At 54.9% G+C, this 12379-nt stretch carries 13 protein-coding genes; 6 read left to right on the top strand and 7 right to left on the bottom strand.

What is annotated here, in order from left to right; all coding sequences use genetic code 11:
- Window positions 1–21: 21 nt before the first annotated feature.
- The 5 genes from NM686_RS01185 to NM686_RS01165 form a co-directional block, all read right to left on the bottom strand.
- Window positions 22–561 (bottom strand): C40 family peptidase, encoded by a 540-nt coding sequence (locus NM686_RS01185; protein WP_255190120.1) that lies wholly within the window; start codon window positions 559–561, stop codon window positions 22–24.
- Window positions 562–941: 380 nt separating this feature from the next.
- On the bottom strand, window positions 942–2030 hold the full coding sequence (dinB, locus tag NM686_RS01180) for a DNA polymerase IV (protein WP_255190119.1): 1089 nt from the start codon (window positions 2028–2030) through the stop codon (window positions 942–944).
- 3 nt (window positions 2031–2033) lie between these two features.
- On the bottom strand, window positions 2034–2336 hold the full coding sequence (locus NM686_RS01175; RefSeq protein ID WP_255190118.1) for a DUF4389 domain-containing protein: 303 nt from the start codon (window positions 2334–2336) through the stop codon (window positions 2034–2036).
- Between the two features lie 4 nt (window positions 2337–2340).
- Complete coding sequence (locus tag NM686_RS01170; RefSeq protein ID WP_255190117.1) at window positions 2341–3360, bottom strand: DUF2333 family protein; 1020 nt, start codon at window positions 3358–3360, stop codon at window positions 2341–2343.
- 90 nt (window positions 3361–3450) lie between these two features.
- Complete coding sequence (locus NM686_RS01165) at window positions 3451–3723, bottom strand: YcgL domain-containing protein (RefSeq protein ID WP_255190116.1); 273 nt, start codon at window positions 3721–3723, stop codon at window positions 3451–3453.
- A 102-nt stretch (window positions 3724–3825) separates the two neighbouring features.
- On the opposite strand from NM686_RS01165, the gene NM686_RS01160 reads away from it, so the two are divergent.
- The 6 genes from NM686_RS01160 to NM686_RS01135 all read left to right on the top strand — a co-directional run bounded on the left by NM686_RS01160 (window position 3826) and on the right by NM686_RS01135 (window position 9540).
- Entirely contained in the window at window positions 3826–4434 is a 609-nt protein-coding gene (locus tag NM686_RS01160; protein WP_269022200.1) for a CPBP family intramembrane glutamic endopeptidase, read from the top strand.
- The gene (locus tag NM686_RS01155; protein ID WP_255190114.1) at window positions 4406–4879 is read left to right on the top strand and encodes a hypothetical protein; all 474 of its coding nucleotides are present in this window, start codon (window positions 4406–4408) and stop codon (window positions 4877–4879) included. Before NM686_RS01160 ends, NM686_RS01155 begins: the two co-directional genes overlap by 29 nt.
- A gap of 85 nt (window positions 4880–4964) precedes the next feature.
- Entirely contained in the window at window positions 4965–6428 is a 1464-nt protein-coding gene (gene guaB / locus NM686_RS01150; RefSeq protein ID WP_255190113.1) for an IMP dehydrogenase, read from the top strand.
- A gap of 121 nt (window positions 6429–6549) precedes the next feature.
- Complete coding sequence (gene guaA / locus NM686_RS01145; protein ID WP_255190112.1) at window positions 6550–8130, top strand: glutamine-hydrolyzing GMP synthase; 1581 nt, start codon at window positions 6550–6552, stop codon at window positions 8128–8130.
- An 86-nt stretch (window positions 8131–8216) separates the two neighbouring features.
- Window positions 8217–9284 (top strand): A/G-specific adenine glycosylase, encoded by a 1068-nt coding sequence (gene mutY / locus NM686_RS01140; RefSeq protein ID WP_255190111.1) that lies wholly within the window; start codon window positions 8217–8219, stop codon window positions 9282–9284.
- Entirely contained in the window at window positions 9268–9540 is a 273-nt protein-coding gene (locus NM686_RS01135; protein WP_255190110.1) for an oxidative damage protection protein, read from the top strand. Before mutY ends, NM686_RS01135 begins: the two co-directional genes overlap by 17 nt.
- Window positions 9541–9594: 54 nt before the next feature.
- On the opposite strand, the gene cysN is transcribed toward NM686_RS01135, so the two are convergent.
- Entirely contained in the window at window positions 9595–11223 is a 1629-nt protein-coding gene (gene cysN / locus NM686_RS01130; RefSeq protein ID WP_255190109.1) for a sulfate adenylyltransferase subunit CysN, read from the bottom strand.
- Between the two features lie 36 nt (window positions 11224–11259).
- Window positions 11260–12168: a sulfate adenylyltransferase subunit CysD gene (cysD, locus tag NM686_RS01125; protein ID WP_269022196.1), complete on the bottom strand. Its 909-nt coding sequence runs from the start codon at window positions 12166–12168 to the stop codon at window positions 11260–11262.
- Window positions 12169–12379: the final 211 nt, after the last annotated feature.

Below are 12379 nucleotides of genomic sequence, written 5' to 3'. Positions count from 1 at the left end.
TGGACGCATCACGTTAATGACTCACTGATAATTACAAGACGTATCGCCGGTTGAGTTGAATGACAGCCCCGGATTAAGCAACGGCCGACGGACGCCGATGAAGCGTTCGCGCCAATAGGGTTGCCGCAAGCTGGACTTCATGACGCGACCGGTGCGACTGCTGGGTGCATGCACGAAATTATCATCCCCCACATAAATCCCGACGTGCGAGAACGGCTTGTCGGTATTGAAAAACAGCAAATCGCCAGGTAAGCGATATTCGGGGTTTACCATCGGCAGTTTTTGCGCCAACGATTGCGTCGTGCGCGGCAACTTCAGTCCCTGCCGGTTATAGACATAAACCACCAGCCCACTGCAATCGAAACCTTCCTCCGGCGATTTCCCGCCATACACATAAGGCTGGCCCTGCAATCGCAAGGCATCGATCGCGGCTCGGGTATTGCCGGGGCCCAATGAACCCTGTTTGCTTATCGGCAATTTTTCCGTGCTGGTGCAACCTGCCAATAACAGTACCGGCATGACCAGCGCTAAACCCATGATGTGTCGGTAAGGCAATCTCATCGTCGCAAGAATCAAAAAAAGCTAACGGGTCAGATTATAGTCGGATTCCGGTTGCTTGCTTTTACGCTGTGCAACCGGATCGACTCAATCAACCTAGAAAAAGACTTTGATCCACGAAAGACATAAAACCTGTCCTGAGTTCGGACGAAGGGAGCAAGAAAAATTTCAATCAGTTATTACCTCGAAAAATGCCACCCAACAGGTGAAGGCATAAAGTTGATAACGCATTGATTGCTTTCGTGTATTTCGTGCTTTTCGTGGACTACTGATGTTTTTGCTCTGAAAGTCATTGTGGGAGCGACGCCTTCATGAGCGTTAGGTTCAAGACCCGCACGCGCCAACGCATTCTCAGTCCTTTGCCAGAATCGGCCGGGCTTGGCTCACATAACCTCGAACAGGTCCATTTGCCGATAGCCGGTCAACGTATCGCGTGACCGCAAGGCGGACAATGTGACGCCGAGCAGGCGAACCTTTCTCTCGCCAAGGCCGGTATTTTTCAGTAAATCGGTCAGCAGCAGAACCGTATTCGGGGTGTCGGCGATGGCCTCTTGCAAAGTGCGCCCCCGTGTAATCTGAACGAAATTCTGGTACTTGATTTTGATGGTCAAGGTATACGCCGTCATCTGCTTTTCCGTCAGTTTTTTCAGCGCTTGCCGCAATAAACCCAGCAAATGTTGCTGGATTTCTAGCGGATCGGCGAGATCTTCGGCAAAGGTGGTTTCTACGCCGATCGATTTACGGTCCCGGCGAGCATTGACCATGCGTCGGTCTATGCCGTGGGCTATATCGTGGTAATAAGCCGCCGACTTGCCGAAATGCCGTTGCAACACCGCCAACGGCGTCCGCTTCAAATCGAGACCGGTCGATATTCCCAATTCCCGCATTTTCTTTTCGGTCGCTGGACCAATGCCATGAAACTTGCCAATCGGCAGTTTTTCCACGAACTCCAGGGCCCTGTCCGGGGTAATCAGATACAAGCCATCCGGTTTGTCGAGGTCCGACGCGATTTTGGCCAGAAATTTATTGTAGGAGATCCCGGCCGAGGCAATCAATTGAGTCTCGGCTTTGATGTCCTGCTTGATTTGCTTGGCCAATAAGGTAGCCGAACCGTGAAACAGGGTACTGTCGCTGACATCCAGGTAGGCCTCGTCCAGCGACAAAGGCTCTATCCTTTCGCAATAGCGGGCAAAAATGCCGCGGATGATTTCGGACGCCTCGCGGTAGGCATCGAAGCGTGGCTTGATGAAAATGGCTTGCGGGCAAAGCCTGTAGGCTTGGGAAGACGGCATGGCCGAATGGACGCCAAAACGCCTGGCCTCGTAACTGCAAGTAGCGACCACGCCGCGCGAATCGGGTTTGCCGCCCACGATGACGGGTTTGTTGCGAAGCTTGGGATTATCGCGCTGCTCGACCGCGGCATAAAATGCATCCATGTCGATGTGGATGATTTTTCGCGGTGAGTCCTGCATGGTTTACAACTTGTCGAGAGACTCCGGTTCGCTGGTCAAATTCCAGTCGGAAAACGGAAACGGCAAACGCTCTGTGTTGAACGTCAGGAACAGCAGGATATGGTAATGATAGGTGGACAGACTGCGGCCAAACCCCAATATGTTGGGATTGACGGAACCCGTCAGCAAAACCGAGCCGACCTGCAATAACACGACCAACCACAGCAACAACTTGACCATGCTGTCGATGGCAGCATAGATCAGCATGAAGATGATGCGCTTCCAGGTGTCCAGCTTTTTCAGGTTTTCGTTGATGCTATCCTGCATGGCCTTAGCCTCTGTTCATCACGTCACGCAAGTCCAGCGCGGCGGCATTGGCGCGGGCGATATAGTTGGCCATCGCCAAGGAGTAGTTGGCAAACAAGCCGAAGCCGTCACCGTTCAGCACCACCGGACTCAAGGTCGGCGTCAAGGCATTTTCCAGGGCTTGAATCATGTTGTCCAAAGTATTCATGGCCCGTTTGTCCAGCAAGATGTCGGAAAAATCGTGCTTGATGGCTTTCAAGATATGCAACAAGGCCCAGCAGGCGCCGCGCGCTTCGTAGAATACGTTATCGATTTCCAGCCAGGGCGTTTGGCCAATCGTCGGCATGTTGATGTTCACCAGATTGGACGGATCGCCATGCGCAGCGCCGGCAAACTTGTCCGTACTGGCCGCCAGGCGGGTAGACAAGCCACCCAAGCGTTTGATCACAACCTCGGTGTACTGCCACAAGTTGTCGGCGCGGGAGTGAAATTGTGCCGGTTTCGAGGTCGAACTGGGATTTTGCAGGCGCAACATGTATTTGTGCAGCGCCTCGATGCCCTTGACATACTCCGCCTCGGTGGAAGGCAAGGCCCAGGAATTGTGCTCGTAGTAAAAATAGGGTTCAGCTTGCGCCAAATCAGGGTCTTCGGCGGATTGGGATTGATCGCGGGCAAAGTGGTTACGCAGGGCGGTGGTGGCATCGCGCAGCATCACCAAAGCGCCGTATTCCCAGTTCTGGATGTTGTCGCAGAACAGGCCGGGCGGGGCCACGTCGTTGGTCAGATAACCGCCGGGCTTGAACAGAATGGTTTCGGCGATATGCGCCAAGGTATTGGCATAAACATAACCGATAGGCATCTGATCGGTATGGGTCACGTTCATGCGCTCGATGGCCTCGTCTTGGACGTTGAACTGTCCGGGTTCGCGGCTCCACCATTCCCCCAATAGCAGCATGACTACTGCAACAACACCTACGATTGTGCCGAAACCCCAAAGTATCCCTTTCGACTTTGCGTCTTCGTAAGCTTGTGGATTGTCTGACATGTGTTGCTTATCCTGATCTGACTAAAGAGAGTGAGCAAATAACCGCTTTCCTATGCGTATGTTAGCACGGTTTGCCGGGAAGGCATCTGCTCAGTGAAGCTGATTGTTGGCAATGCGCAGTGGCATCGGGGTCAAGACTGGCGGCATTTGTACGAAAAAACCCTTGCGCTCGAGGCCGGCGATCACGCGATTGACATCTTCCCTGGCTAATTTACGCTCTGGGGTCAATTTCAATTCCATGACAAATTGCAGCCTGCCGAAGCTTTTGAACAATTCTTCCGGCACAACGGAAAAATCGTCCTTCCTCTCCAGGTAGAGGTAAAGCTCGTCTTTTTTTAAACTTTTATAGATGAAGCATTGCATCAAGTTGGCTCCGGCTGACTATCGCTGCCAATTTTAACGGTTTTTGGATAAAATTTTTAGCCCACTTTTGCCGGTCTGCCCGCCATGCCCAACTCCAGCTCAATGCCAGACAGTTTTTTTCGCGCGGCCTGCTATTTCGAATCCGCTTTGACACTGGTGGCGATCGTACTGGGCTGGCTGCTGAACGTCGATCCTTTTACCGACCTGACCTTCAACGAACAATCGCTGGCCAATGGCTTGCTGCTGACCTTGCCGTTAGTACTGTTGTTTTTTGCGATGCAGCAATTACCCTATGTTCCCCTGCAACACATCAGGACCTTGCTGCTGGAAACCTTGGGCGCGCGCTTGCATCGCTGTCACTGGACCGATTTATTGATTCTGGCCGCCATTGCGGGATTTTCGGAGGAGGCCCTGTTTCGCGGCGTATTGCAACCCTGGCTGGAAAATATCACCAGCCTCACGGCCGGCCTGATATTGAGCAATGTTGTGTTTGCCTTGGTGCATGCGGTAACACCCTTGTATGCGGCACTGGCAATGCTGATGGGCTTGTATCTGGGCATGAGCCTGGATTACGGTGGCGAACGCAATTTGCTGACACCCATCGTGATTCACGCTCTTTATGACTTCATAGCCTTTACCGTTATCCTGCGCGATTACCGCAATCATCTATCGAGGAACCGGCATGCTCACACCGACTCAACAAACCAATAATCTGACTCCGCACTGGCTGATCTGTGCCGCAATGCTGGCGCTACTGGCCATCTACAACCTGATTTGCCACGCATGGGGCAGCGAGATTCGTATCGATGTCCCCGAGCCCGATCGCATCCTGATTCGCACCATTCTGTATATCGTTGCCATCGTCCTGTTTCCACTGACCAATTTGATACGTCACATCTTCCTGCGCCTGAACCAGACCATGCCCGGAGCAAAAAGCGCAGAACAACGCTATTTGGTCACCATCATCGTCACGCAAAGCATGATAGAAGCGGTCAGCCTGTTTGGCCCGCTGATGTTCCTGTTGGGGGACGATTTCAACACGCTCTACATTTTTAGCTTATTGGGCGCGCTAGGGATTTATCTGCACAGACCCAAATCGATGGAATTGCAGGACATCGTTGCCGCATTGGCCGCCAAAAAAGACCTATCGACATAGAAATGCCCGCTATTTCCGCTTTTGTCGCAGCGCTGGTTACGCTGTACAATGCGCTGCTATTTTAGAATTTAGCTCAGGTGTAATCATGAAAATTATTCAGGAAGCGCTCACGTTTGACGACGTTTTATTGGTGCCGGCACACTCGGCCGTTCTGCCGCGAGAAGTGGAACTGAAAACCCGACTAACCCGAAATATTACCCTGAATATCCCCCTGGTGTCGGCGGCAATGGACACCGTTACCGAAGCGCGCTTGGCCATCGCGATCGCGCAGGAAGGCGGCATCGGCATCATCCACAAGAACATGACTACCGCGCAACAAGCCGCCGAAGTCAGTCGCGTGAAAAAATACGAAAGCGGCGTGATCAAAGATCCCATCACCGTTTCACCAGACGTCACGGTGCGGGAAGTCATGGAACTGACTCGCGCCAAAAATATTTCCGGCGTGCCTGTCGTCGATGGCGAAGAACTGGTCGGCATCGTTACGAGTCGTGATTTGCGTTTCGAGACCCGACTGGATGAATCCATTCGCTCGGTGATGACCCCTAAAGATCGCCTGGTCACCGTCAATGAATCAGCGAGCCACAAAGAGGCCATCGAGCTGCTGCACAAACACCGCATCGAAAAAGTGCTGGTCGTCAACGACGCCTTTCATTTGCGCGGCATGATCACCGTCAAGGACATCCAAAAGGCCAAGGACAACCCCTACGCCAGCAAGGACGAGCAGGAAAGACTGCGCGTCGGCGCGGCGGTTGGCACCGGCACCGGCACGGAAGAACGCGTCGCGGCCCTGGTTGATGCCGGCGTCGACGTCATCATCGTCGATACCGCGCATGGCCATTCGCAAGGCGTACTCGACCGGGTACGTTGGGTCAAGCAAAACTTTCCGCAAGTACAGGTCATCGGCGGCAACATCGCCACGGCCGCCGCGGCAAAAGCCCTGGCCGAAGCCGGGGCCGATGGCGTCAAGGTCGGCATCGGCCCCGGCTCGATCTGCACCACCCGCATCGTCGCCGGTGTCGGCGTACCTCAGATCTCCGCGGTCGCCAATGTCGCCGCGGCCTTGAAAGGAACCGGCATTCCGCTGATTGCCGATGGCGGCATCCGCTATTCCGGCGACGTGGCCAAGGCTTTGGCCGCCGGCGCCGACGCCGTGATGCTGGGCGGCTTGTTTGCCGGCACCGAGGAAGCTCCGGGTGATGTCGAATTATTCCAGGGCCGTTCCTACAAATCCTATCGAGGCATGGGTTCCCTGGGTGCGATGTCGCAGCAACAAGGCTCCAGCGACCGCTATTTCCAGGAAACCGAGATGGTCGAAAAACTGGTGCCAGAGGGCATAGAAGGGCGTGTGCCTTACAAAGGCAGCGTCCTGGCGATCATTCACCAATTGCTGGGCGGCGTGCGCTCCAGCATGGGTTATACCGGCAATCGGACCATCGCCGACATGCATGAAAACGCGCAGTTTGTCCGCGTCACCAGCGCCGGCATGCGCGAAAGCCATGTCCACGATGTGACGATCACCAAAGAAGCACCGAATTACCAGTTGAATTGATCGATTCATGTACATCGAGTAGGGTGGGTTTGCCGCAGGCAACCCGCCAAAGTCTTCGCGGTGGATTGCCCCCTAGGGCGAATCCACCCTACCCATTCCCACATTTCCGAAGGCCCCGCCCGTGACCCAAACCAACATCCATTCCGACAAAATCCTGATCCTCGATTTCGGCTCGCAATACACACAATTGATCGCCCGTCGCATCCGTGAAATCGGCGTTTACTGCGAAATCTATTCCTGCGACGCCAGCAACGACGAAGTCAAAAATTTCAGCGCCAAGGGCATCATCCTGTCCGGTGGTCCCGAAACCGTCACGAGCAGCGACACGCCGCGCGCGCCGCAAATCGTGTTCGAACTCGGCGTTCCGGTTTTGGGCATTTGCTATGGCATGCAGACCATGGCCGAGCAATTGGGCGGCAAAGTGGAATCGTCCGACCATCGCGAATTTGGCTACGCACAGATTCGCGCCCGCGGCCACTCGAAACTGCTGAAGGAAATCGAAGACCATGTCTCGCCGGAAGGCTTTGGGCTCCTGGACGTCTGGATGAGCCACGGCGACCGCGTCGTCGAACTGCCCGAAGGTTTCAAGCTGATCGCCAGTTCCGACGGCGCACCGATTGCCGGCATCGCCAACGAAGACAAAGAATTCTACGCGCTGCAATTCCACCCGGAAGTCACCCACACCAAGCAAGGTGGCCGCATACTGAGCCGCTTCGTGCTGGAGATCTGCGGCTGCCAAGCCTTATGGAACGCCAGCAACATCATCGAAGACAGCATCAAGGCCGTGCGCGAAAAAGTCGGCAGCGACCAGGTCATTCTGGGCCTGTCCGGCGGCGTCGATTCCTCTGTCGTCGCGGCGCTGCTGCATCGAGCCATAGCCTCGCAACTGACCTGCGTGTTCGTCGATACGGGTTTATTGCGTTTGCACGAAGGCGACCAGGTCATGGCGATGTTTGCTCAGCACATGGGCATCAAGGTGATCCGCGTCGATGCCGAAGCCCGCTATATGGAAGCGCTGGCCGGCGTCAGCGATCCTGAAGCCAAACGCAAAATCATCGGTGGCCTGTTCGTCGAGATTTTCGACGAGGAAGCCGGCAAGCTGACCGACGCCAAGTGGCTGGCGCAAGGCACCATTTACCCGGACGTCATCGAATCGGCCGGCGCCAAGAGCGGCAAGGCGCATCTGATCAAATCGCACCACAACGTCGGCGGCCTGCCGGAAAACATGACCTTGAAACTGGTCGAACCGTTGCGCGAGTTGTTCAAGGACGAAGTCCGCAAACTCGGCCTGGAACTGGGCCTGCCCGCCGACATGATCCATCGCCATCCATTCCCCGGCCCCGGACTCGGCGTGCGCATCCTCGGCGAAGTCAAAAAACAATATGCCGATTTGTTGCGTCAGGCCGACGCGATTTTCATCGAGGAACTCTATCGCCACGAGTTGTACGACAAAGTCAGCCAGGCCTTCGCGGTGTTCCTGCCGGTCAAATCAGTCGGCGTAATGGGCGACGGCCGCAAATACGACTACGTCATCGCGATCCGTGCCGTCGAAACCATAGACTTCATGACCGCGCGCTGGGCGCATTTGCCTTACGACTTTCTGGACTTGATCTCACGACGCATCATCAACGAAGTGGCCGGCATTTCCAGGGTGACTTACGATATTTCCGGCAAGCCGCCGGCGACGATTGAGTGGGAGTAGAAAACGGTTTATAGACACCGGTTTGCATGGTGACTTCGACGATGGAGCGTCCGGTACTACATTCCCTCGCTGGAGTATGGTAGCGGATGAACCCTGACGAATTCCAGCGCCGCCTCCTTGCCTGGTTCGACATCCACGGCCGCAAGGATTTGCCGTGGCAGCAGGGCATCAATCCTTATCGTGTCTGGGTGTCGGAGATCATGTTGCAGCAGACGCAGGTCGCCAGCGTGATCGGCTATTTCCAGCGTTTCATGGATCGCTTTCCTACCGTACACAACTTGGCTCAGGCCGAACTGGACGAGGTATTGCAGCATTGGGCCGGACTGGGTTATTACGCCCGCGCCCGAAATCTGCATAAAACCGCTCAGATTGTCGCTGCCAATGGCGGCGAGTTTCCACACACGCTGGAACAACTGAGTGCCCTGCCCGGCATTGGCCGTTCCACCGCCGGGGCGATTCTAAGCATCGCCTGCGGGCAAAGCCAACCCATTCTGGACGGCAATGTCAAAAGGGTGTTGGCGCGTTTTCATGCCGTGGAAGGCTGGCCGGGCGAGAGCAAGATCGCTGCCGAATTGTGGGGTATCAGCCAGCGCCATACCCCTAGCAAACGCTGCGGCGATTACACCCAAGCCATGATGGATCTGGGCGCTACGCTCTGCACCCGATCCAGGCCGCGTTGCGAGGCTTGTCCGGTGGCTCAAGGCTGCCGGGCCCGCCAACTCGACCGGGTCAACCAGTTCCCGGCACCCAAACCGCGCAAGGACATGCCCAGCAGGCAGATTTATTTTCTGGTGCTGCACGATTCGGATGGGCGGATTTTATTGCAACGACGACCCGCGACCGGGATTTGGGGCGGACTTTGGAGTCTGCCGGAATTTGAAGATGCCCAACAGTTACAGTCATGGGCGGCACAACGCGATTATCGCATCGGCAATCCCAAAATCTTATCCAGACAGCGGCACAGTTTTTCGCATTATCATCTGGACTACACGCCGGTGCTGCTCCCGCTGCAAAACCCCAATAACTGTGTGATGGAAGACGGAGGCTTGGTCTGGTATAAAGCCAACGAAATTCATTCACTCGGCTTGCCGGCGCCGATCAAGCGCCTGCTGCAACAACTTTATTCAGAGGATCAATATGACCAGAATGGTTAAATGCGTAAAACTGGGCGTGGAAGCGGAAGGACTGGATGCGCCGCCGTTTCCAGGAGCCAAGGGCCAGTATATCTTCGAGAACATTTCCAAGCAGGCCTGGAAAGACTGGCTGGCCATGCAAACCATGATCATCAACGAACGGCGGCTGGCCAGCTTCGATCCGGCTTCGAAAAAGATTTTGGAAGCCGAACGGGAAAAGTTTTTGTTCGCCGGCGGCTTCGAAATGCCGGAAGGCTATGTGCCGAAAAAGGATTGATGGTTTTTTGTACAAGTCCTTGAAAAGTAGAGCCGGCGCAAACCGGCTCTTTTTTTATCCGTGGATCAAACCGCGATTCTTTAATGCCGCGTAAATCTCGTCGACATTAGACTCATCGCAATCGAAGGCCACGTCGGCAAGCGCGGCATTACCATGCAGATACAGGCACAGCAAACCGGCGTGCTTGATCGCCGCAATCAACTCTTCGTTACCGGTTTCCAGAATGGTCGCGGCATGACCGGTATCGAATAGTTTGCGCTCGAGGTGATAAACCACTTGCTGCGCATTGTTTCCAGTCAAGGCAATCGCCGAAGCAATTTGTCCGAAACGGGTAGCGCGCTCTTCGGCAGTCACCGGCGACCACTCTTCCTCGCTGGCATCCCCCGTGATCATGCCGGCACCGACCGTGATATTGCTCAGCCTGTCGATGACGATGAAGGAACCCGTAGTTTTATTCCGCTTGTAAGGGTCGAACACCACCGGCGCATTGACCGCCACGGTGCAATGACCAATTTCGTTCAGTTTCAATTCGTTGGCGTCGTGGTGCTCCAAGGTATTGACGTCGATACGATGGTGTATCATCGACACCGAACCGGACACGCTGCGGGTCGCCAGTTTGATTGAATATTGCCGCCCCGGCGTCATCGGCTGTTCGGACATCCAGACGATGTCGGCCTTGAATTTGTCGGCCACCGTCGGCAGGCTTTGATGATTGCCGATGATGACGTCGCCGCGGCTGATGTCGATCTCGTCGGCCAGGGTCAGCGTGACCGCCATCGAGGCGAACGCTTCATCGAGTTCGCCGTCGAAGGTCACGATGGACTTGATATGGCTGGTCTTGCCGGACGGCAGCGCGGTGACGGCATCGCCCTTGTGAAACACGCCGGACGCCACGGTACCGCAGAAGCCGCGAAAATCCAGGTTCGGCCGATTGACGTATTGCACCGGAAAACGCGCATCGACAAAATTGCGGTCGCTGGCGATTTCGATGGTATTCAGCAATTCCATCATCGGCTTGCCGCTGAACCACGGCATGTTCTCACTGGGATTGACGACGTTGTCGCCATCCAGCGCCGACATCGGGATAAAGTGAATGTCGTGCAAATCCAGTTTTTCGACGAAGCGCAAGTAATCTTGCTTGATCTTGTTGAAGGTTTCCTCGCTGTAACCGACCAAATCCATTTTGTTGACCGCGACGATGATGTGCTTGATGCCCAACAACGAGGCGATGAAACTGTGGCGTTTGGTTTGGGTTTGCACGCCATAACGCGCATCGATCAAAATCACCGCCAAATCGCAGGTCGAGGCGCCGGTCGCCATGTTGCGGGTGTACTGCTCGTGGCCCGGCGTGTCGGCGATGATGAACTTACGAGTTGAGGTGGAGAAATAGCGGTAGGCCACGTCGATCGTGATGCCTTGCTCGCGCTCGGCCTGCAAGCCGTCGACCAGCAACGCCAGGTCGATCTTGCCGGCGCCGGTCGTACCGGATTTGACGCTGTCGGCCTGCACCGCCGCCAACTGGTCTTCGTAAATCATCTTTGAATCATGCAATAAGCGCCCGATCAGGGTGCTCTTGCCGTCGTCCACGTTGCCGCAAGTCAAGAAGCGCAGCAATTCTTTACGTTCGTGTTGCGCCAGATAGGCGTTGATGTCGGTTGCGATTAAATCGGATTGGTGGGACATGTTTTTCTCTGAATTCGTTGCTGATCGGATAATCGTTTAGAAATAACCTTCGCGTTTTTTCTGTTCCATCGAACCGGCCTGGTCGTGGTCGATCAAGCGGCCTTGGCGTTCAGAGGTCGTGGTCAGCAGCATCTCCTGAATGATTTCCGGCAGTGTCGTCGCGGTCGATTCGACGGCCCCGGTCAAGGGGTAGCAACCCAAGGTGCGGAAGCGCACCATTTTCATTTCGACTTTATCGTTGGGGCCTATGGGCATGCGCTCGTCGTCGACCATGATCAGCATGCCGTCCTTATCGACCACTGGGCGTTCCTTGGCAAAATACAGCGGCACGATGGGAATGTTTTCCAGATGAATGTATTGCCAAATGTCCAGCTCGGTCCAGTTCGACAAAGGAAACACACGGATGCTTTCACCCTTGTCGATCTTTCCGTTGTAGATGTTCCACAGCTCCGGACGCTGGTTTTTCGGATCCCAGCGGTGATTCTTATCGCGGAAGGAATACACGCGTTCCTTGGCGCGGGATTTTTCCTCGTCGCGGCGGGCTCCACCGAAGGCCGCGTCGAACTGGTATTTGTTCAACGCTTGCTTTAAAGAATCGGTTTTCATCACGTCGGTGTGTTTTTTGCTGCCGTGCGTGAAGGGACCTATGCCTTGCTCAACGCCGTCCTGATTGATATGCACCATCAAATCCCAGCCCAAATCCTTGGCCATGCGGTCGCGGAATTCGATCATTTCCTTGAATTTCCAGGTGGTATCGACATGCAACAACGGAAACGGCGGCTTGCCGGGAAAGAAGGCCTTGCGCGTCAAATGCAACATCACGGCCGAATCCTTACCGATGGAATACAGCATGACGGGTTTCTCGAATTCCGCCGCCACTTCGCGGATGATATGAATGCTTTCGGCTTCGAGCTGCTTCAGATGGGTCAATTTATAGTCGGTCATGAACATTACGGGGCGCTCGGCCCATGTTTGCAGAAGAGTGTAAATCCGCTATTTTAAAGGCAAACCCGTTCTGGATGCTATCGACATTGGCGATAAAACCACGATCTTGAAAAATCAGCCGGCCCATAAGCCCCAAAATTACAAATATCAAACAGGGTTCGCGTCTGAATCGCCCGAGTTGTGCCATCATTGCCGCCCCATACTGGCAACC

Source organism: Methylomonas rapida (assembly GCF_024360925.2).
In the GTDB taxonomy this organism is placed as follows: Bacteria; Pseudomonadota; Gammaproteobacteria; order Methylococcales; family Methylomonadaceae; genus Methylomonas; species Methylomonas rapida.
The sequence above is the reverse complement of the archived record's forward strand: the minus strand, read 5'-3'. Positions and strand labels throughout refer to the sequence as shown.